This window comes from Methylomicrobium lacus (assembly GCF_041897535.1).
GTDB classification, from domain to species: Bacteria; Pseudomonadota; Gammaproteobacteria; order Methylococcales; family Methylomonadaceae; genus Methylomicrobium; species Methylomicrobium lacus_A.
Genome location: NZ_CP169217.1, coordinates 1,714,667 through 1,735,356 on the forward strand (window position 1 = coordinate 1,714,667; position 20,690 = coordinate 1,735,356).

Consider the following 20,690-nt stretch of genomic DNA (forward strand, 5'->3'; position numbering starts at 1 on the left):
AGGCATCCGAAGATGCCTTTTTCAACCCGCTTAATCGTAGCTGTAATGCTTGCGCAGAGGCTTGACGACTTCCCAATGGCTGTTCAGGCCTTCCGGGAAAACCACCAGGTCGCCCGGCAGGATGCGCACCGGCTCGCCGCCTTCCGGCGTGACCAGAATCTCGCCTTCCAGAATGTACGCGGTTTCGGTCTCGTCGAAGTCGATCGGGAACTTCGAGACTTCTTTTTCCCAAATCGCCCAATCCGCAACGCCCAGTTCTTGCAGGCGTTCTTCGCTCGGGTTATGTTCAATCGTAATTTGCGGCATGTGTATCCTAAATTAAAAAGGTTTATCGGAAGCCAATTTTAGCATTTTTCCCGTCTTCCCGTTTCCGCGGCCTCCGTCGCCGGCATGACCGTAAAAATCGACAGAAACGCCGCGGGAGCGACGCCCTCGTCGCGATTATACCTTCCAGTCGCGACGCAGGCGTCGCTCCCGCGAACGCGCTTTATTTTGCGGCTACTTTTTCGCCAACAATTTTTCAACGGCATCCGGCTTATTCGCGCTATACAAGGAATAAGCATTGAACACCATCTGATGCGCCCGCCCAAGCTTTTCCTTGGTAAAGTCGATCGCGAATTTCTCGGTCAATTGCTTGCCGTCCCAGGTATAGCCTTTCAAAAACTGCTCGTTGTCCGCGCCTTTCTTGTCCCAGTTTGCCAAGAGCGATGAGGTAAAATACACGCGCTTGCCGTCCCAGCTCGACGACACCATGTTCACCTGCGCGCCGATCTTTTGCTCGAAAACCTGTTTCGGCTTGAACGGATCGCTGATGTCGAACGCGCGCGTCTTGCCGTCCATGAAGGTATTGACCCAGAGCGTCTTGTCGTCGCTCGAAATCGAGATGTCGACCGGCAGCGGCACCTTGGCCGGATCGCCGACATCGGCGACTTCCTTCGCCTGCCATTCGCCCTTGTCGTCCTCGAAGATCAGCCAGATTTTGGAAGTCAAGGCGGTGCTGGTGAAGCAGTAATTGTGGTTCTCGCCCCAGGCGCAGCGGATTTCAAGCGGCGCGCCCGGCACGTCGAAGATTTTCTTCGGCTGCTTGCTGTGCAGGTTCCACTGCACGACCGTATTGCCGAAGCGTTTCATCGCTTCCGGATCGTTCAGCATCTTGCCGAAATCCATCATGTAATTGGACCAGCCGGTAAACGACGAGGTCAGCATCAGGTTGCGCCGCGGCAGCACGCGCAGGTCGTAGCCGTAGCCGTCCGCGTATTTGCCGGTCTTGACCGCGCCTTGAAGATCGCTGTCGGTCGGAGTCCAGTGCGTGGTGACGTAGTCGCCGTCATTGGTGTATTCGACGATGCCGGTGCGGCCGCCGTGGTCCTTGTTGTTCGACAGGCCGGTGATGATCATCCGGCCCGGCAGCGCATAGGTGGTATGGGGGCCGACCACGCCGCCGCTTTTCGCGACGAAATCGGTGATCGTCTTGACCAGCTTCGGCTTGGCGGGATCGGTGTGCACGTCGAAGATGAACATCTTGCTGGTGTCGAGCGATGCGGCCCATAAAAACTGACGATCGTCGGTAAAGCCGGAGTGATGCGCCTCGTTGCGGCCGCCGACCGACAGCGTGCTGACGACCTTGCCGTAATTCTTGGATTTCGGATTCACATCGACCGTGACCAGCTTGTCCTGTTCGTCGCCGACGCCTTCCGCGCCGAGCGTCCAGACATAGACGAAATCTTCCTGGCCGACGATCTTGGCCATGTACGGCGACTGGCAGGTTTCATCGGCAATGACGCTTTGGCTGCCAAGACCCGCCAGGGCAAGGGTGGATGCCGCAAAGGCGCAGGCCCGAACCAGGGCGCGCAGCGGGTGTTTATGCTTTTTCATGATTGGCCTCTTTTATTCTTATTTTATTAATGGCTTTCGGCCGTGGTCGGATCGATGATGGTCTTGACCTCGGAAATCCGATTCGCCGGAAAGCCGCCTTTCTCCGCATGTTCCTTGATGCTGGCCTCGTCGGGCGCGATATACACGCAATACACCTTGTCGCCGGTCACATAGCTTTGCAGCCACTGGATTTTGGGCCCCATCGCCTGCAAGACGCTGCACGACTTTTGCGAGATGCCTTGCAGTTGCTCGGCCGTTAAGGCGCCGGCGTTCGGAATGTCGCGTTCGATGATGTATTTTGGCATTGCTATTCCCCTTGTGGTTGTGGATGACCGGCGGTTTGACGCCGGGAAGATCAGGTCTTGAAATAATCGCCGAGCAAATCGTTGCAGCACTGCTGCAACGGCTCGGACGACTGTTCGATTTTCATGCGCAATAAAGCGCCCTGCCAGGCATTGACCAACAGGTCGGCCATCGCTTCGGCCGATTTATCGGTTCTGACCGTGCCCTGCCGCTGCGCGTTCAACAGCCCCCGCATCAACAAATCACGGTAGCGGTGCACGGCCTCTTGCAGCGACGCCCGGCACAGGTCGCTGGTGTCGCCGACCTCGCCCATCAGATTGCCAAGCAGGCAGCCGCCTTGGAAATTGGCCTGTTCGAGCGCGGCGATCAGTTCGTCGAAATAACGCTTGATCGCGGCCAGCGCGTCGTCCTCCTGGTTTTGCAAATGACCGTCCAGTTGCCGGATGAACGGCTCGATGTAATGTTGGATCACTTCGGCCGCGAAACGCTCCTTGCTGCCGAAATAATTGTAAAAAGACCCCTTTGGAATCTGCACCGCATCGAGAATCTCCTTCAGCCCGGTGCCGTGATAACCCTGCTGCATCAGCAAGGCCACACCCTGGCTTAACAGATTCTCGCGGTTGAACTGCTTTTGCGATTTAGTGTTCATGCGAAAAATAATACGACCGGTCGTCTTGACCTGTCAAGCAAAAACGCACCAAGCAAGGTTTGTCTTGTACTCCTTACCTTTCCCCACTCCCCCGCTTCGCATTACAATACCCTCAACTTAATTCACAACATCAAGCGTTTATGGAAAAAATCAAAGTTCTGTTCGTCTGCATGGGCAACATCTGCCGCTCGCCGACGGCGGAAGGCGTGTTCACCAAATTGGTGAATGACCGCAATCTGGCGCCGCATTTCCAGATCGACTCGGCCGGCACCCATGCCTATCACGTCGGCAATCCGCCGGACCTGCGCGCGGAAAAGGCGGCCGGCGAACGCGGCGTCGACATTTCGCATTTGCGCGCCCGCAAAGTCGTGCTCGGCGATTTCGAAGATTACGATTACATCCTGGCGATGGACGACGAAAATTACGCAATCCTGTCCTCGGCCTGCCCGGCTTCCCATCGGCATAAAATCAACTATTTCCTCGACTATGCGCCGCATCTTGGCAAACGCGAAGTGCCGGACCCTTATTACGGCGGCTCCTACGGTTTCGAGCGGGTCTTGGACATGGTCGAAGAAGCCTCCGAAGGCTTTTTGAACGCCTTGCTCGAAACGGGCAAGATCAAAGCAATGGCTCATAGGAGAACGTGATGGCGATCATCTCAAACACCGTCAACTACGTGGACGGCGATACCGTATTGGAAGCCTTTTTCGCCTACGACGACGCGATCGTAGGCCGCCGGCCGGCCGTGCTGATCAATCACACCTGGGGCGGACGCGACGACTTTGTCGCAAACAAGGCGATCAAGCTCGCGGAACTCGGCTATGTCGGCTTTGCGCTCGACATGTACGGCAAAGGCGTGCTCGGCTCGGGCCCCGAGGAAAATGCGAAGCTGATGCAGCCGTTCATCGACGACCGCGCGCTGCTGCAAAGAAGAATCGGCGCGGCGCTGGCCACGGTCAAACTGCTGCCCTGGGTCGATGACAAAAAATGTGCGGCGATCGGCTTCTGCTTCGGCGGCCTGTGCGTGCTCGATCTGGCCCGAACCGGCGTGGATATCAAGGGCGTGGTCAGCTTTCACGGTATTTTGGGCGCGCCCGGCAATACCGAAGGCAAGCCGATCAAGGCGAAAGTGCTGGCTCTACACGGCCACGACGACCCGCTGGGGCCGCCGGAACAAGTTCTCGCCTTCGAGCAGGAAATGACGAAGGCCGGCGCGGACTGGCAGGTGCACGTCTACGGCAACACGATGCATGCATTCACGAATCCGATTGCGAATAATCCGGGCGTCGGCAATGTCTATCAGGCCGATGCGGATCGGCGGTCGTGGATTGCGATGAAGAACTTCTTGGAGGAAATTTTTGGTTAAACCGAAGAGGTTGATGATGGCCGTCAAAAAATGAATTATGCTAGAGCCTAATCGCTCTAGTGTTCCAGCAAGGAGTCCGACAATGAAAAAAACAGCCGCATTAACCTCAGCCTTGTTGCTGGGCGCTTGCGCGTCGCCGTTAACGCGCATTGAACCCGTTCCCGCCACTGAAAACATTTCACAAATTTGCATCAAAGAGAATACGAAAGTGTTCATGGATGACTTTTTGCCCGAAGTGCGCAAGCAAATCGAAGAACGCAATATCAAAACCGAACTGCTTACCCCCAACGCCGTCTGCGAATATGTCATGAGCTATGATGCGCAATGGTCTTGGGACTGGTTCTGGACTTTCAGCGTCTATCTTTCTCTAGCTGAATTTTCGGTTACCAAAAACAATCAGCAGATCGGCATGGCCTCCTATACGGCGGGCTTGGGCCCGGCAGCAATCGGCAGAACCCAAAACAAAATCCGCCCGTTGTTGATTGAATTGTTCAGAAAATGACGGCAAGACCTACCCTCTACCATCACACGGATACCAGAGCATGCCTTGCCCTCCAATCACCGCAATCAATTATCACTGAATGCCTAAAATTACTGAGAAATAGATCACAATTTTATCCAAATCATTTTCGCATCTCATCGTGCCAGCCGATAACAAAATCAATCGTTTTTTCTTTTATTTCATAATCTTATAAACACAAGACCGCAAACAAGAAGAGCAAGGCATTAAATTATTCGTCGGGATGCTCTTAATTGGCATACCCCCATCGAGACAATTTAACTCCTTTTTAAGATCCTATCCCTTACAATCGAGTCTTCGGCCAACAAGGTTACTGGCTGAAAAACGTCATAGAATTACAATAACTTATATTAATCTTAATCGATTGGAGAATACCATGCTGTCTCAACATAAAAAGAGTTTGCTAGCCACGGTCATTTTAGCTTCTTCCGCTGTCGCCTACAGCGGCACAGCAGCTTCTGCCGACGCCGCGGTAACCGCCACAGCCTCCGTGTCTGCGCAACCCGTGGTGACATTGCCGACCGCCCCCCTTATCCCCAACCTGATCCAAAATGTAAACGGCGCGGTCAATACGCTCGTACCTACCGTAACGAACAATGCCAACAATGCCGTCAATACCCTCGTACCTACCGTTACCAACGGACTGAACGCCCAAGTGGCCGGCGTTTTTGCCGTGACCGAAGACACTACCCTCTCAGCTGGCACCACGGTTCACAATGTTCTGGCCAACGTTAACAGCGCACTGGTCAATCCCATCGGCACGGTTGGCATCGTGATAGGCTCTATCCCACTGCTTGGCAACAATGGACTCGGCGCGTTAGCCGGTCAACAAGGCCTCGTAGGCAACCTGCTCGGCAATACGCTCGGCGCCGTAGCCGGCAGCCAAGGCTTGGTGGGCAACCTGCTCGGCAATACACTCGGAGGTCAAGGTCTGGTAGGCAACCTGCTCGGCACCGTAGTCGGCCCTCAAGGCTTGGTAGGCAATCTGCTCGGCAACACGCTCGGCACTGTGACCGGCAGCCAAGGCCTGGTAGGAAACCTGCTTGGCAACACGCTCGCGCCTCTCCTCGGCGGCCAAGGCTTGGTTGGAAACCTGGTCGGCTCTGTAACTGGCAGCCAAGGCGTAGTAGGAAACCTGCTCGGCAATACACTCGGCACTGTGACCGGCAGCCAAGGCCTAGTAGGCAACCTGGTCGGCAATACGCTCGGCACAGTGGCCGGCGGTCAAGGTCTGGCAGGAAATCTGCTCGGCAATACACTCGGCGTAGTCACCAACGTAGCTGCCTCCGTCAAGTAAAACCGGGCTACTCGCCAATCCGCTTTATGAGCAGCGCAAGGCTTCTTGCGCTGCGTCTTCCTGGCCTAATGCTGCCATACCCGCCTGGAGCGGGCATCCTCAGCCAATCTAGCAAGCGTTCAATCCATTACGTCCCGCCCCCTTTACCCTTAGCTAGCCGTTGAGAGTTAAGCGGGCAAAGTCATCAGTCCAGCCGCAAAGATAGGCTACAGCTCGCCGCATTTGAGCCCCACACTGATATCCCCATCTTGAGCCGACCCCGTCGCTGATTTCTGAAGGCAGTAGCGAATGCACAGCCTAACCTTTGCATTTATTCTATTCAAAGCTACATTTAGCTCATCGAGCCCCAAAACCTTCATTTCTTATGCGTCAAAATATGCCTGAGCCAAGCACTGCCTTTCCGATCAAAGATGAAAAAACTGCCTACAGGATTTTAATGATCGATCTCGAAAATTGCCCCCATCAGATTCGGCAATTGATGAATAATTTGGAGCAATATGCCCAGGTTGTAGTGTGTTACGCGCAAAGCGGAACCGGAGTTCCGTTGGACTGGCTGATTCCGCTGACAACCGTCGTCAATCAGGGTCGCTTGAAAATCGTCAAGATGCCGAACGGCGGCAAGAATGCGGCAGACTTTGGCATTGCCTTCTGGGCAGGGCTTTTGATGGCACAAACGGATACCGATGCGCATTTCGATATCGTGTCTGACGATGCCGACCTGGATCATGTCGTCAGTTTACTGAATGATCAGCAACGCAGTGCGAAAAGAATCCGCACCAAAAAGCAAAACGATGCGGCGCCTACAGCGATTAATCCACAGTCCTCCGCACAGGAATACTGCTTGCATCTGAATACGCATCAAAAGAATCGTCCGGTTAAAAAAGAAACCTTACTTAACCACATCAAAAGCAAATTCAACGGCGCGGGAATCGATGCGGAAAAACTACTCGATGAACTGTGCCGGAAAGGCGCCATCAAAATCGTCGACAACAAAATCAACTACATCCAGAAGAAAATCACCGAACTGGCGCAGTCGTCCGCCTAAAGAAAGCGTCTTTTTGTTGCGGCGAGCTTCACAAACGGCCCGGCTTTGGATTATGATTTAGCCATATTATCAACAATCCAGGCCAATGCATTGAAATCTCTGATTAAAAGTAATAGGCCGACTGTTTTTTCACGGCTGGCAACAGCGGCGATCATCGCCCTCTTGGCCGGCTGTTCGAGCGCGCCGAAAATGACGCCCATACAACCGCAGCAAGTGCAAACCCACCTGCCGCCGGTCACTCATTATGCGTTGAGTCTGGTCGGCGCGCCGTACCGCTACGGCTCGGCGTCGCGGGAAGAGGGCTTCGATTGCAGCGGCTTCGTGCGGCACGTCTATCAGCGGCAGGGCATTCTGTTGCCGCGCACCGCATGGGAAATGGCCGGCGCCCTGCCTCCGGCGGATGATTTACGTTCGGGCGATCTGGTGTTTTTCAACACCGGCGGCGGCGCGTTTTCGCATGTCGGCCTGTTCGTGAACGGCGACCGCTTCGTGCACGCCTCCAGCAGCCGGACCGGCAAGGTTTTGGTTTCGAGTCTGAACAATCCTTACTGGCGCAAGCATTTTACAGGGGTACGCAGACCGCTTGCCGGTTTGCATTGAAATTCAATACAGAAAGGCGCCCGGAACGCGTAGCAGAAAATTAAACAGTCAAGGTATCCATCAGATCGATCATGAATTCCATTTCTTCGTCATCGACCTTTTCCCAGGACTTGAACCTCAGGCTTTCCAAAACGCCCGCGCCTTTCTCGTCGCCCGCCATTCCGATCAGGCATTGTTGAAACTGCTCGCGCTTGTCGAGCAATCCGGGTCCGATCATCAACGAATGATGGATCACGCTGATCTGGCTGCGCACCAAAATTTTGAGCTGCTTTTTGATCATCTCGGAGAGACCGTCGTAGGCTTCGGCCAGGAAGATGCCGACATCCGCATCGCCGCGCAGCAAATGCTTGGCGACCTGCACATAGGTGTCGCACGGCAGGCTTTGCATGTTTTTCGCATCCAGATCGCCCGGTTCGAGCATGATCATGCCCATCATTTTGACATCCGGATCGTCGGTAAACGCCAGCTTGATGCCCGGCGACAATTCCGCCACATCCTCGACCGGATTGGCCGCGCCGACCGCGATGATCGCCTCGTCGGCCACGCCGACCGGCTTGACCAGCGGCAGAAAACCTTTTTCCCTGACCAGCATCGCCGCATCATAGGGGTTCGCATAGATCAGGTTAACCTTGTCTTGACTGATCGCCTCGCGTTGCGCGTTGAAATCGTTGTACATTTCCAGATGAATCGGCACGCCGGTCTGCTTCTGCAGCCAGGTATTGAAGATATACCAGCCGGACAGATGATCCGGCGTAAAATCGGGACTAACGGTAAACAGAAAGGACATGAATTTTCCTGATCAAAATAATGTCGGATAGAGCTTGCGGCATTCTTCCACCTTCGTGCGGGAGGGTTTCCGGCGCACCGAGGTATAACCGACGACCACGCCTTTGCGGATATTCGGAATCACGGTCGCCTTGACCCAATAGTAGCCGCCGTCCTTGCGCAGGTTTTTGACGAAGCCCTGCCATTTTTCGCCCTTCTTGACCGTATCCCACAAGTCCTTGAAGGCGGCGGACGGCATGTCGGGGTGGCGCAATATCGAATGCGGCGCCCCGATCAATTCCGCCTCGGTATAGCCGGACATGTCGATGAAAGACTGATTCACATGCGTGATGACGCCGTTCGGATCGGTCGTCGACACGATCAGCTTGCCGTCGGGATAGGGGGTTTCGATCTCGGTATATAACACTTTACGCTGCATGCCGCCGAACAAATTCAGCGTGGCTTCCTTAAATTCGCCGACAATATCTTCCGGCTTCATATCATTGATCATGTTTTTTCCAACCACGACTTTCGTTTGAAAAATTGGCGATAGCAAGCGCCCGACTTCTACAGCCTTTGCTTGCCGCTCGGCGTCCACTACACCCGGCGGCAACCGACTCCGCCTCAAGCCCATCATAATCCATAGTAACTATATGGTTATAGGCTGATTGATACGCCAAGTATAGCAGCCGATAAAAATTTAACTGGCGCAGCGCGAATTTTTTCAACCGGTCCCTGCAACATTAAAAGACTCTGAACGGTGAGCTTGACTTTGACTCCGAACTCGGCTAATTTCGACGCCATGATGCAAGACGGAGCCCGGAACATTATGAAACCTCTATATGGCGCTATTTTTGTTATGTCATTGGCAATTAGCACCTCTCTCCGCGCCGATGAGACAGCAAATAAAAGCTATCCGCCACCCGCAGCGGATCAAAACGTAGACCCTTACTACTACACGACGCCGGCGACGAATCAAATCGCTACGCCTTACGCCGCCCCACCCGCGACGAATCAATCCGCCACTCCCTATTACACGCCGTCCGCGCCAAGTCAATTCTATGGTCCCTACTACGCGCCAACCCACCGCTATTTGCCGCCTCCGCCGCCCAATTACGTGCCGCGACCTTTTAAGACGGACCCGCTTTTTACCCTGCTAGACATTATAATTTACCGTCCGATCGGCCTGGCCACGACCATCGCCGGCGCGGGACTGGTCGTGGGCCTGTCGCCCTTAATCGGGCTAGCGTCAATACCCAGACCCCATGATGCGTTTCCGCAAGCGTTTGATATTCTGGTCAACGCCCCGGCCGAGTATACTTTTACCAGACCGTTGGGCGAGAGGTCGCTCCCTTTCCCCTATCTGCCCCATTACTGACGCTCGGCACAGCGTTTTTTCAACAACGCCCGGGCGGTTTTGTAAATCCCCCCGCAGCACGTCTATTGAAGCCATGAAGCTGACTTGAACGGACGGTGTGCAAGCCTCGTCCCGTTCCCGCATCATTTGCAAGCCGATCCTAAATAATCAGTCTTCGCTTTTTTCCGTCGCCTTTCCCCGAATAAACGCAAACCACCGATGTCAGACTGTTTATCCCTACCGCCCGCGATAGCATTGATGGGCCCTACCGCTTCGGGAAAATCCGCGCTCGCCGTGCAGCTGGCAACGGCGCTCAACGGCGAAATCATCAGCGTCGATTCGGCACTGGTATTCCGGGGCATGGATATCGGCACCGCCAAGCCGAGCCTGGAGGAGCGCGGCGGCATTCCGCACCACCTGATCGACATTCTCGACCCGGCCGAATCCTTTTCGACCGGCCAATTCAGAACGCAGGCGCTGGACCTGATCGATGCGATCAACCGGCGGGGAAAACTGCCGATATTGGCCGGCGGCACGATGTTGTATTTCAATGCCTTGGCCCAAGGACTCGCGACCTTGCCGGAAGCCGATCCGGACATCCGGGCCCGGCTTGACCATGACCTGCACCGACTCGGTTCGGCCGCCCTGCATCAACGCCTGCAAGCGGTCGATCCCGATGCTGCCGCCAGAATTCATCCGAACGACCCGCAGCGCATCCAGCGCGCACTGGAGGTTTTCGAAGTCAGCGGCAAGCCGTTGTCGTCCTTTTTCGGCGGAACGCAGGAGCCGGCGCTGCCCTGCCGCCTGATCAAGCTGATCATCGCCCCGGAAGAGCGCGCCACGCTGCATCTGATCATCGCCGAGCGCTTCCGGCAAATGCTCAATGCCGGTCTGATCGAGGAAGTCGACGCGCTGTACCGGCGCGGCGATCTGAGCGAAAAAACACCGGCCATCCGCGCGGTCGGCTACCGCCAGGTCTGGGCCTATCTGGCCGGCGAGTACGACTATGACACGATGATCGAAAGAGGCATCATCGCGACCCGGCAGCTAGCCAAACGCCAGTTTACCTGGCTGCGCCGGGAAACCGACGCGCTACGCTATCACACCGGCCAATCCGGCCTGCTGCGGCAGGCGTTGGACGATATTCAACGCCAACTCGCCTGAATGCCGCGCGCTTTTGCCGTATTTTAAATGACTCGGAGCGCATCTTGCTCTAGGATATTCGGACATTTACCGTTTTTTTACTTCATGATTCTGGAAACGATCGTTACCACCCAAAACTCCGCGGGACGTCCCCATATCGCCCCGATGGGCATTCACTCCCACGACGAAGAACTGGTCATCCTGCCTTTTCACCCTTCCGCCACCCTCGACAACCTGGCCGCGACCCGAACCGCGGTGATCAACTACTGCGACGACGTGCGCGTGTTTGCGGGCTGCCTGACCGGGCGGCGCGACTGGCCGCTCAAGCCGGCCGAAAAGATTGCCGGCCATGTGCTGGCTTCGGCGCTTGCGCACAGCGAAGTCGAAGTCGTACGGATTGAAGAAGACCCGGTCCGACCGAAATTTTTCTGTCGCCCGCTGCACGAGGTCAATCACGCTCCGTTCAAGGGCTTCAACCGTGCCCAATATTCGGTACTCGAAGCCGCGATTCTGGTCAGCCGCCTGAGCAGGCTGCCGATCGAACGGATTGACCGGGAGTTGGCCTATTTGCGAATCGGCATCGAAAAAACCGCAGGTCCCAGGGAACTGGAAGCCTGGGGCTGGCTGATCGCGCACATCGAAGCTTTTAAGAAAGGAGAGCGCGCATGACCCGGATGCTGGCCAGCGTGAACAGCCTAGAGGAAGCCCAACTGGTCTATCAGGCGGGCGTCGACATCATCGACCTGAAACAACCGGCCGAGGGCGCGCTCGGCGCGCTGCCGCTGGAAGAGGTCGCAAAGATCCGCGCCTGGTGCGCGGGAAAAATCCCGGTCAGCGCCACGGTCGGCGATCTGCCGATGCAACCGGAGTTGGTCGGCGCTGCGGTGCGGGCGATGGCCGCAACCGGCGTCGATTACATCAAGATCGGCTTTTTTCCGGGCGGCGACTGGCCCGGCGTCGTGCAGAAATTAGAAGGGTTTACGCACAATGAGTACGCCTTGATTGCGGTATTGTTCGCGGATACACAGCCCGATCCGGCTTTCGTCCTTACCCTGCATGAAGCCGGATTTAAAGGCGTGATGCTGGATACGATGGACAAAAGCCGGGGCTCCTTGACGCAGGTCATGCCGCTCACGACAATCGAACGCTTCGTCGATACGGCCAAAAGCCACAATCTGCTCTGCGGCCTCGCCGGCTCGCTGCGATTGAATGATATCCCTGCCCTGTTACGCTATCGGCCGGATTATCTCGGCTTCAGAGGCGCCTTATGCCTTCAGCATACCAGAACAGCGAGCGTGGCCCCCGAAGCCGTGGCGCGCATCAAACAGGCTTTAACAGAGCCTGCATGGCGATAGAGACGGCTTGAGCGGCCGCCACTCTCTGCGCAGAGTAGCGCCGATTAGCCGGCCTAGTTCCCGATATTCCGCCCGAGCGCAGAAGTTTTGCAGCCGGGCGGCAGATCGCTGAATAAAATGACACGGTTGCGGCCGGCCATCTTCGCGCGATACATCGTCTGATCAGCCGCTTCGATCAGATCGGTGTAGTGCCCGAAATCCGACTGGTACAACGCCACGCCGATGCTGACCGTCAACCCCAGCTGTTGAAACCTGGGCTTCAAGACCTCGCCGCGCCGCTCGATTTCGAGGCGGATACGTTCGGCGTAAGCCCGCACATCATCCTCGTCGGTATTCATCAGCACAAATAAAAATTCTTCGCCGCCAAAACGACCGATCAGATCGCCCGGACGGGTCAGGCGCTTCAACATGTCCGCGACCAAACGGATGATTTCATCGCCTTTCTGATGCCCGCACTGATCGTTGAAGGACTTGAAATGGTCGATATCGACAAAACCCAGCGCGATGCCTTTCAGTTCGTACGCGGGCCGTTGAAAAATTTGGCTCAACGAGCACTCGAGCATCCGCCGGTTATAGAGCTGCGTCAGCGAGTCCAACTGCGCCTGCTGCCGCTGCATTTCGTAATGTTTCGCATTCATCAGCGCGATGCCTAACTGCTCGGCCACCGCCACGATCTCTTCGAGGATACGCCCGGCCATCGATTTTTGCTTGATCGCATAATCGGCATAAATCATGCCGGCCAGACGGCGGTGACGCAGCACCGGCACCGCGATAAATTCCGCGGTATTGAATTTTTGGAGCAGCGGGTTTTTCGGTTCGAGCGCGGCATCGATCAGCACGGCTTTCTTTTCACGCAGGCAGTCCAATAACTTGCCCGATAGGCAGCCGATATCGATTTCCAATGCCCTTTCGTGAATTTCCGGGTAAGCATGCGCAGCGGCCAGACTGCGGCGCTGCGGATTGACGCTAAACAGGATCACGCGGTCGAATTCAAAATCCTGCATGATCATCTCCAAAGTCCAAGGCACAAAATACGCAGGGTCCAGGCTCTGGTGCGGCGCGGTCAGACTGGCCGATATGTTGCGCGTCGACCTGGAGCCGAACTCGCCAGCGTGATGGTGAATCCGGCTCATCGTAATGCTTGCCTGCAACAATCTGGCCCTGAGACTGTTGACGTCCGGAAATGCGATGCTATAGAACTCCCGCGCCGCCTGCATCGCTTTATCGGTTTCCAGCAGCAGGCTCTCCAGCTCCAACTCCAGCACATCGATCGGCAGCAGCTCAAACACCAGAGGCGACAATTGCGGCGGTCCTGCATGGCTGATCGAGGAAATGCCCTGCAGCCAGGCGGTATAATTCGCAAACGCGACAATCGCGATTTCCGTTCGGCACGGATAATAAGGCGAACCGGAATCGGGCAGCGCATGATGGCACGCAGCAACCGCGACAATCGGCGCAGGTAGTTGCCATTCCCGACACAACACCCACCCCATTTCGTCATGAGTGATGCCGAAGAAACGCCTTTCTTCCTCAAGCAACGGATGCTCGCTGTCAGGCAGGGAAGCGATAAATTGGCTGTAGGTCATCTTGCCGTGGGTTTCCAGCGCCAGCTTGCCGATGTCATGCAGTAAGCCTGCCGTATAAACCATTTCAGGATCGGCATGGTTTAAGGCGATCGCGACCTGTCGGCTTAATTCGGCGACAAACAAACAGTGTTGCCAAAAGAATAAAAAATCGAAGCCCTTCGACTCGCGCCGAATCATGCGGCTGAACAGCAGCATGGACAAAGCCAGCCGGCGAACTTCGTCGGTGCCTAAAAGATGCACCGCGCGCCGAATCGAAGTCACCTTGTTCGGCAGGCAATAGGCGGCGGAATTGACCGTTTGTAGCACCTTGATGGCCAGCGCAGGATCGGTTTCGATGATTTTCGCCAATGCGTCGAGACGCACAGTCTCATCGCGGGTCAAATTGACCAGCTTGACTGCGATTGCCGGCATTAGCTGTAAATTCAGCGATTCGCTCTTTAAAATCGCTTGCGCTGCCATCTTGATTCGGTCTAACTCTTCGCTTTCTGCGCCAGTCATGATCAGTCTACCCTCAGCCTTCACCTCGCCGCCTCACTCATTATTTGCTCAAACGATGACCTTTTCCCGGCATGAGTTGCAAAAATTTAAAACTCACTTCCCGTTGGATGATTACTGAGACCACAACCGATCCAAAATGTTTAAGGAAATCTTAAATAAATATAGCACTGAGTGAAGTGTGCCCCTTCGCATTTTTGAGCGCGTTCATGCCGCTTTCCTTCCCGACCAGGATTAACGAAGGGGCTTATCGAGTATCAACATTCCCTATACCGCGATGGCAGAACCCAGCCTTTTTCCGGCGGCTCCGGGAGCCAGCACTTGTTCTAATCGAGTCAGTCTTGTTAGAATGGCTCTACTGTCCCCGTAGCATAAGCTGGATAATGCACCTTCCTCCTAAGAAGGCGACTGGGTGTTCGAATCACCCCGGGGACGCCAGCCTTGCCCGGCGATAACGCCGAACTCTCTTGAGCTCCGACCGCTCGGACTTTTTCACTTTAACAAAACATCGCTTGGCTATTTATGCGATAATTTTCCCCCTTAAATTTTCGCTCGCACCGGGTGTGTTGATCGCAGCCCGTTTTTTATCTTTAGGAGTACAACATGACAGCACTGGTTGGCATCATAATGGGCTCGACCTCTGACTGGGAAACGATGCGCTATGCCGCGGAAACGCTGCAGGAGCTGGGCATTCCACACGAAGTCGAGGTGGTCTCGGCGCACAGAACGCCGGACAAACTGTTCCATTATGCTGAAACCGCCGCGACCAAGGGCCTGGAGGTGATCATCGCGGGAGCAGGCGGCGCGGCGCATTTGCCGGGCATGACCGCTGCGAAAACCGCACTCCCGGTGCTGGGCGTGCCGGTGCAGTCGAAAACGCTGAATGGTCTCGATTCGTTGCTGTCGATCGTGCAAATGCCGGCCGGCATTCCGGTCGGCACCCTGGCGATCGGCAAGGCCGGCGCGATCAATGCCGCCCTGCTGGCCGCCTCGATCGTCGGCAACAAGCATGAGTCCTACCGCACCGCCTTGAACGGCTACCGGCAAAAACAAACCGACTCGGTTCTGGCCGGATCGGACCCGCGCGGCAGCGGCGAAGGCGGGCTGTTATGAAGGTCGGTGTGCTCGGCGCGGGACAACTGGCCCGCATGATCGCCTTGGCGGGTTATCCGCTGGGCGTCGACTTCATCTTTCTCGATCCGGCCCAGGATGCCTGCGCGAACAAGCTCGGCACGCATCTGCACGGTGCTTATGACGATCCGGCCTTGCTGGCCCGACTCGCCGAGCTGTCGGATGTGGTCACCTACGAATTCGAAAACGTGCCGGCCGATGTCGCGCACTTCCTGGCGACGCATACCGAAGTGCATCCGTCTCCGAATGCGCTCGCCGTCGCACAGGACCGTCTGGTCGAAAAAAATTATTTCCATTCGGTCGGTATTCCGACGCCCGAGTTCGCGCCGATCGACAGCCTGGCCGACTTGACCCAAGCGATGGAATCCATCGGCTGGCCCGCGATCGTCAAGAGCCGGCGGATGGGCTATGACGGCAAAGGTCAAGCCTTGGTCAGAACGCCTGACGATTTGCCGAGAGCCTGGGAAGCGATGGCCGGAGTCCCTGCGGTCGTCGAAGCGTTCGTGCCGTTCGACCGCGAAGTATCGATCATCGCGGCGCGCAACCCGCAAGGCGAAATCGCTTTTTATCCGCTGTCCGAAAATCTGCACAAAGGCGGCATCCTGCGGGTGTCCGAATGCCTGGACGGCGATCCGATGCAGCAACAGGCGGAAGACTATGTGACCCGCCTGCTCGAAGCGCTGGATTATGTCGGCGTGCTGGCGCTCGAACTGTTCCAGGTGAACGGCCAGTTGGTCGCGAACGAATTTGCGCCGCGCGTGCACAATTCCGGCCACTGGACGATCGAAGGCGCGGAAACCAGCCAGTTCGAAAATCATTTGCGCGCGATTCTGTCGCTACCGTTGGGCTCGACAAAGCCTGTCGGCCATGCCGCGATGGTCAATTTCATCGGCGGCCTGCCGGAAACGGCCGAGGTGCTCGCGATCGAGCATGCGCACCTGCATCTGTATGACAAGGCGCCGCGCAAAGGCCGCAAGGTCGCGCATGCGACGCTGCGGGCGGAATCGCAGGAGCAATTGTCCGCCAAACTGAAAACACTCAGCGCCCTGGCGGACCGCGTTGACGATTCATGATGCGGTCCTCGGCGCAAAGGCGATTTTAGCCGCGGCGAGACATTACGCCCGGCATCAAACATAGACATCATCATTGCATAGGAGATTTCGGTTGTGACCCCAATACAGGATATCGCCAGCCCGATGACGCGGCCCGAAAAACGCGCCACCTGGTCGCTGGCCAGCATTTACGCCTTCCGGATGCTCGGCCTGTTTTTGATCATGCCCGTCCTTTCCCTGTTTTCCGAACAACTCGACGGCGCCACGCCCGCGTTGATCGGCCTGGCGATCGGCATTTACGGGATCATGCAATCGCTGCTGCAAATCCCGTTCGGCCTGATCTCCGACCGCCTCGGCCGCAAGAAAGTGATCGTTGCCGGTTTATTGCTGTTTTTTGCCGGCAGCGTGGTTGCCGCGCTCTCGACGAACATTTACGGCATCATCATCGGCCGGGCGATCCAGGGGTCCGGCGCGATCGCCGCGGCGGTAATGGCGCTGGTCGCCGACCTGACCCAGGAAGTGCACCGCACCAAGGCGATGGCCCTGATCGGCGCCAGCATCGGCGTTTCCTTCGGCGTCGCGATTACGACAGGCCCGCTGATTGCGTCGTACATCGGCGTACACGGCATTTTCTGGCTGATTTCGGCGCTGGCCCTGGTGGCGATCCTGATCATCCTGCTGCTCGTACCGAATCCAAGGCAGCCGAAAAAACACCGCGAAGCGGAGGTGATCCCCGGCCATTTCAGCGACGCGCTGACCAATGTCGAACTGTTAAGGCTCAACTACGGCATTTTTATCCTGCATCTGGTGATGACCGCGAGTTTCGTGGTCGTGCCGCTCCTGATGCGCGATGCGGGACTGATGCCGGCGCAGCACTGGATGGTGTATCTGCCGGTTTTCGTGCTGTCCCTCGCATTCATGATTCCGTTTATCATCCTGGCCGAGAAGAAGCAGAAGATGAAGCCGGTATTCATCGGCGCGATTGCGGTATTGATCCTGGCCTTTCTCGGGCTGATGCTGCTCCATGGCGTACTAATACAGATCGTCGCCCTGTTGCTATTGTTTTTCAGCGGTTTCAATCTGCTCGAAGCGACCCTGCCCTCGCTGGTTTCGAAGACCGCCCCCGGCGATCTGCGCGGTACCGCGATGGGCGTCTATTCGACCTGCCAATTCATGGGTGCCGGCATCGGCGGCGCGGCCGGCGGCTGGTGTTTCGGGCATTATGGCGCGAGCGGCGTGTTCATGGCCTGCGCGGCGCTGGCGTGCAGCTGGCTGCTGCTGGCGTTCGGCATGAAAGCGCCCCGCCACTGGGCCAATATGCTGTTGTCTCTGGACCAGATCGAGTTGCAAAAAATCGACGAGTTTGAAAAAAACATCCTGGAAATCGCCGGCGTCGAGGAAGTCACCCTCCACCCGAAAGAGACGGTGGCCTATCTGAAGGTCGATAAACGGCAATTGAATACCGATGCGCTGCAAAATCTGATCGTGCAGTATAGCCGGCAGTAATTTTCGGCCAGGACCTTAGGGTGGGTTACGACGCGCTTATGAACAAATTTTAATGTGTCTCTGACCTTTTCCGCGCGTCGTAACCCACCATGGCTGCGGCAAAAGGTCGGTGCGACGCGCAGAAAAACCTACTTTTCATCCCTACGGCCGTCAACCATTACGGACGGGATGTATATCCCGTCCGGCAATCTGAACATTGCTGGTCGTATTCTGGATTATCCCTGCGCCGATCTGTCGATTTTATCCCGCTTATCATGGCGTTCATGCAATGAAACAGGCTTTTTAGCCGACCTCGGCATGAGCCACCGATTTTTAGCGTATAACTCCAGCGTAGGCGCCGAGCGCCGGCACAATGTCATTTTCAATTCCATTCGGAGCATCTCATGCTTAAAACTGTCATCTGGATACTGATCGGGGGCCTCGGTGCCGCCGCCGTCGGCGGCATCGCCCTGCAGCGCGGCGAAACGATCAATTCGCTCTGGTTCATCGTCGCCGCGCTCTGCGTTTACGCGCTGGCCTACCGCTTCTATGCGGCCTGGATTGCGGCCAAGGTCCTGGCCATCGACCCCACTCGCGCAACCCCGGCCGAACGCCTCGACAACGGCCGCGACTTCGTGCCGACCAACAAATGGATCGTGTTCGGCCATCACTTCGCGGCGATCGCAGGCCCCGGCCCCCTGGTCGGGCCGACGCTCGCGGCGCAATTCGGCTATCTGCCCGGCACGCTGTGGATCCTGATCGGCGCGGTGCTCGGCGGCTGCGTGCAGGACATGGTGACCCTGTTTTTCTCGACCCGGCGCAATGCGCGCAGCCTCGGCCAAATGGCACGCGACGAACTCGGCGTCCTGGGCGGCACAGCCGCCTTGATCGCCACCTTCGCGATCATGATCATCCTGATCGCGGTGCTCGGCCTGGTCGTCGTGAATGCGATGAAACACAGCCCCTGGGCGACCTCGACCGTCGCCGCGACGATTCCGATCGCGATGATCATAGGGCTCTACATGCGCAGCATCCGCCCCGGCCGCGTGCTCGAAGCCTCCATCTTCGGCGTGGCACTGTTACTCGCCTCGGTCGTTTACGGCGGCTTTGTCGATCGCAGCGAAACTTGGCGCGTCGTGTTCGATCACGACGGCCTGACCCTGGCCTGGTGGGTGATCGGCTACGGTTTCGCGGCCGCGGTCCTGCCGGTCTGGCTGCTGCTCGCGCCGCGCGATTATCTGTCGACCTTCGTCAAACTCGGCACGATCACCTTGCTGGCGACCGCGATCGTGATTCTGCGCCCGGACGTCAGGATGCCCGCGCTAACCCCGTTCATCGATGGCTCGGGCCCGATCTTCGGCGGCAAGCTGTTTCCGTTCGTGTTCATCACGATCGCCTGCGGGGCGATCTCGGGCTTTCATGCGCTGATCTCCTCCGGCACCACCCCGAAACTTTTGACCAACGAACGCGATATCCGGATGATCGGCTACGGCGGCATGCTGCTCGAATCGTTCGTTGCGATGATGGCGATGGTCGCCGCGACCGTGCTTGAGCCCGGCGTGTTTTTCGCGGTGAATAGCCCGGCCGGCGTGGTCGGCGCGGAGGCCGCCGCCGCGGTCGCGAAGATTTCATCCTGGGGTTTTCCGGTCACGGTCGAGCAGATGCAGGCCTTGGCCGCGCAAATGGGCGAGACGACGTTGTTTGCGCGCACCGGCGGCGCGCCGTCACTGGCGGTCGGCATGGCCAGCATTTTCGGCAGCGCGTTCGGTGACGGCCTCTTGGCCTTGTGGTACCACTTCGCGATCATGTTCGAGGCGATCTTCATCCTGACCACGCTGGATGCCGGCACCCGCGTCGGCCGCTTCATGCTGCAGGACATGCTCGGCAATTTCTGGCCGAAACTCGGCGAAACCTCCTGGACGCCGTCGGTGCTTCTGACCAGCGCCATCGTCGTCGCCGGCTGGGGATACTTTTTATACATCGGCGTGATCGATCCGAACGGCGGCGTGAACATCCTCTGGCCTTTGTTCGGCATCGCGAACCAGATGCTCGCCGCGATCGCGCTCTCGGTCGCGACCGGCATCCTGGTCAAGTCGAACAAACTCCACTATGCCTGGATCAGCGGCGTACCGCTCGCCTGGCTGGTCACGATCACCAGCACGGCGGCCTGGGAAAAGCTCGTCAGCGCGGATATCCGCATCGGCTTTTTCGCCGCCGCGAATGATTTGAGCGCCAAACTGGAAGGCGGCCTGTTGCCGCCCGAGAAGGCCCAAGTTGCACCGCAATTGATCTTCAATCTGCATCTGGACGCGGTGATCACGCTGTTCTTCGTGATCCTGCTCTGGCTGATCGTGCTGGACATGCTTCGAGTCATCTACCGCCATCTGGCCGGCAAACCGGTGCTTCCACTGTCCGAAGCGCCGCATATCCCAAGCCAATTGGTCGAAAACTGGGCGCGGGACTGATGACCAAGTACCTGAAAACCGTCTGGAAAGCCGTTCGCCGCCTCAGCGGCGACGACGCCTACGAACGCTATCTTGAACACTATGCTTGCCGTCATGCGCACAGTGAGGACCATCAATGCACCGGCCCATTGAGCCGGGCCGAGTTTTTCAAACAATGGCAGGAGCAGAAATGGAACGGCATCAAGCGCTGTTGTTGACAGG

Annotated in this window: 23 protein-coding genes and 1 tRNA gene; 16 read left to right on the plus strand and 8 right to left on the minus strand. The window is 57.0% G+C overall.

Going from position 1 to position 20,690, the window contains the following annotated elements; genetic code table 11:
* Positions 1–30: 30 nt before the first annotated feature.
* The 4 genes from ACEPPP_RS07495 to ACEPPP_RS07510 form a co-directional block, all read right to left on the minus strand.
* Positions 31–306 (minus strand): cupin domain-containing protein, encoded by a 276-nt coding sequence (locus tag ACEPPP_RS07495; protein ID WP_374090408.1) that lies wholly within the window; start codon positions 304–306, stop codon positions 31–33.
* A 192-nt stretch (positions 307–498) separates the two neighbouring features.
* On the minus strand, positions 499–1,875 hold the full coding sequence (locus ACEPPP_RS07500; protein WP_374090409.1) for a selenium-binding protein SBP56-related protein: 1,377 nt from the start codon (positions 1,873–1,875) through the stop codon (positions 499–501).
* Between the two features lie 26 nt (positions 1,876–1,901).
* Complete coding sequence (locus ACEPPP_RS07505; RefSeq protein ID WP_374090410.1) at positions 1,902–2,180, minus strand: DUF4242 domain-containing protein; 279 nt, start codon at positions 2,178–2,180, stop codon at positions 1,902–1,904.
* Between the two features lie 50 nt (positions 2,181–2,230).
* Complete coding sequence (locus ACEPPP_RS07510; RefSeq protein WP_374090411.1) at positions 2,231–2,827, minus strand: TetR family transcriptional regulator C-terminal domain-containing protein; 597 nt, start codon at positions 2,825–2,827, stop codon at positions 2,231–2,233.
* A 140-nt stretch (positions 2,828–2,967) separates the two neighbouring features.
* Between ACEPPP_RS07510 and ACEPPP_RS07515 the strand changes: the two genes are divergently transcribed.
* The 5 genes from ACEPPP_RS07515 (at position 2,968) to ACEPPP_RS07535 (ending at position 7,055) form a co-directional block, all read left to right on the plus strand.
* Positions 2,968–3,474, plus strand: coding sequence for a low molecular weight protein-tyrosine-phosphatase (locus ACEPPP_RS07515; RefSeq protein ID WP_374090412.1), 507 nt, complete (start codon positions 2,968–2,970; stop codon positions 3,472–3,474).
* Positions 3,474–4,193 (plus strand): dienelactone hydrolase family protein, encoded by a 720-nt coding sequence (locus tag ACEPPP_RS07520; RefSeq protein ID WP_374090413.1) that lies wholly within the window; start codon positions 3,474–3,476, stop codon positions 4,191–4,193. The genes ACEPPP_RS07515 and ACEPPP_RS07520 overlap by 1 nt, the downstream gene beginning before the upstream one ends.
* Positions 4,194–4,275: 82 nt before the next feature.
* Positions 4,276–4,695, plus strand: a complete 420-nt coding sequence (locus tag ACEPPP_RS07525) for an Sbal_3080 family lipoprotein (RefSeq protein ID WP_374090414.1) — start codon at positions 4,276–4,278, stop codon at positions 4,693–4,695.
* Positions 4,696–5,203: 508 nt separating this feature from the next.
* On the plus strand, positions 5,204–6,010 hold the full coding sequence (locus tag ACEPPP_RS07530; RefSeq protein ID WP_374090415.1) for a hypothetical protein: 807 nt from the start codon (positions 5,204–5,206) through the stop codon (positions 6,008–6,010).
* A 304-nt stretch (positions 6,011–6,314) separates the two neighbouring features.
* Entirely contained in the window at positions 6,315–7,055 is a 741-nt protein-coding gene (locus ACEPPP_RS07535; protein WP_374090416.1) for a PIN domain-containing protein, read from the plus strand.
* Positions 7,056–7,105: 50 nt separating this feature from the next.
* On the opposite strand, the gene ACEPPP_RS07540 is transcribed toward ACEPPP_RS07535, so the two are convergent.
* The gene (locus ACEPPP_RS07540; RefSeq protein ID WP_374090417.1) at positions 7,106–7,255 is read right to left on the minus strand and encodes a hypothetical protein; all 150 of its coding nucleotides are present in this window, start codon (positions 7,253–7,255) and stop codon (positions 7,106–7,108) included.
* Here ACEPPP_RS07540 and ACEPPP_RS07545 point away from each other — a divergent pair.
* Positions 7,245–7,655 (plus strand): C40 family peptidase, encoded by a 411-nt coding sequence (locus ACEPPP_RS07545; protein ID WP_374090418.1) that lies wholly within the window; start codon positions 7,245–7,247, stop codon positions 7,653–7,655. The genes ACEPPP_RS07540 and ACEPPP_RS07545 overlap by 11 nt on opposite strands.
* 40 nt (positions 7,656–7,695) lie before the next feature.
* Here the strand turns inward: ACEPPP_RS07545 and ACEPPP_RS07550 are convergent, their stop codons facing one another.
* Positions 7,696–8,442, minus strand: a complete 747-nt coding sequence (locus ACEPPP_RS07550; protein WP_374090419.1) for a phosphate/phosphite/phosphonate ABC transporter substrate-binding protein — start codon at positions 8,440–8,442, stop codon at positions 7,696–7,698.
* A gap of 12 nt (positions 8,443–8,454) precedes the next feature.
* The gene (locus tag ACEPPP_RS07555) at positions 8,455–8,931 is read right to left on the minus strand and encodes a PAS domain-containing protein (RefSeq protein WP_374090420.1); all 477 of its coding nucleotides are present in this window, start codon (positions 8,929–8,931) and stop codon (positions 8,455–8,457) included.
* Positions 8,932–9,279: 348 nt separating this feature from the next.
* On the opposite strand from ACEPPP_RS07555, the gene ACEPPP_RS07560 reads away from it, so the two are divergent.
* From ACEPPP_RS07560 to ACEPPP_RS07575, 4 genes are all read left to right on the plus strand, one after another.
* Complete coding sequence (locus ACEPPP_RS07560) at positions 9,280–9,798, plus strand: hypothetical protein (RefSeq protein WP_374090421.1); 519 nt, start codon at positions 9,280–9,282, stop codon at positions 9,796–9,798.
* A 198-nt stretch (positions 9,799–9,996) separates the two neighbouring features.
* A complete protein-coding gene (gene miaA, locus ACEPPP_RS07565) occupies positions 9,997–10,941 on the plus strand; it encodes a tRNA (adenosine(37)-N6)-dimethylallyltransferase MiaA (protein WP_374090422.1) in 945 nt (314 codons plus the stop codon).
* A gap of 84 nt (positions 10,942–11,025) precedes the next feature.
* Entirely contained in the window at positions 11,026–11,589 is a 564-nt protein-coding gene (locus ACEPPP_RS07570; RefSeq protein WP_374090423.1) for a DUF447 domain-containing protein, read from the plus strand.
* Entirely contained in the window at positions 11,586–12,275 is a 690-nt protein-coding gene (locus tag ACEPPP_RS07575; protein ID WP_374090424.1) for a (5-formylfuran-3-yl)methyl phosphate synthase, read from the plus strand. Before ACEPPP_RS07570 ends, ACEPPP_RS07575 begins: the two co-directional genes overlap by 4 nt.
* A gap of 53 nt (positions 12,276–12,328) precedes the next feature.
* Here the strand turns inward: ACEPPP_RS07575 and ACEPPP_RS07580 are convergent, their stop codons facing one another.
* Positions 12,329–14,359, minus strand: coding sequence for an HDOD domain-containing protein (locus ACEPPP_RS07580; protein WP_374090425.1), 2,031 nt, complete (start codon positions 14,357–14,359; stop codon positions 12,329–12,331).
* Between the two features lie 357 nt (positions 14,360–14,716).
* On the opposite strand from ACEPPP_RS07580, the gene ACEPPP_RS07585 reads away from it, so the two are divergent.
* The 6 genes from ACEPPP_RS07585 to ACEPPP_RS07610 all read left to right on the plus strand — a co-directional run bounded on the left by ACEPPP_RS07585 (position 14,717) and on the right by ACEPPP_RS07610 (position 20,686).
* A tRNA-Arg gene (locus ACEPPP_RS07585) sits at positions 14,717–14,794 on the plus strand.
* 165 nt (positions 14,795–14,959) lie between these two features.
* Positions 14,960–15,469 carry a 5-(carboxyamino)imidazole ribonucleotide mutase gene (purE, locus tag ACEPPP_RS07590; protein WP_374090426.1) on the plus strand — a complete coding sequence of 170 codons (510 nt, stop codon included), beginning with the start codon at positions 14,960–14,962 and terminating at the stop codon, positions 15,467–15,469.
* Positions 15,466–16,560, plus strand: coding sequence for a 5-(carboxyamino)imidazole ribonucleotide synthase (locus ACEPPP_RS07595; RefSeq protein WP_374090428.1), 1,095 nt, complete (start codon positions 15,466–15,468; stop codon positions 16,558–16,560). The genes purE and ACEPPP_RS07595 overlap by 4 nt, the downstream gene beginning before the upstream one ends.
* A 93-nt stretch (positions 16,561–16,653) precedes the next feature.
* Entirely contained in the window at positions 16,654–18,045 is a 1,392-nt protein-coding gene (locus ACEPPP_RS07600) for an MFS transporter (RefSeq protein ID WP_374090430.1), read from the plus strand.
* A gap of 383 nt (positions 18,046–18,428) precedes the next feature.
* The gene (locus ACEPPP_RS07605) at positions 18,429–20,489 is read left to right on the plus strand and encodes a carbon starvation CstA family protein (RefSeq protein WP_374090431.1); all 2,061 of its coding nucleotides are present in this window, start codon (positions 18,429–18,431) and stop codon (positions 20,487–20,489) included.
* Positions 20,489–20,686, plus strand: coding sequence for a CstA-like transporter-associated (seleno)protein (locus ACEPPP_RS07610; RefSeq protein WP_374090433.1), 198 nt, complete (start codon positions 20,489–20,491; stop codon positions 20,684–20,686). The genes ACEPPP_RS07605 and ACEPPP_RS07610 overlap by 1 nt, the downstream gene beginning before the upstream one ends.
* Positions 20,687–20,690: the final 4 nt, after the last annotated feature.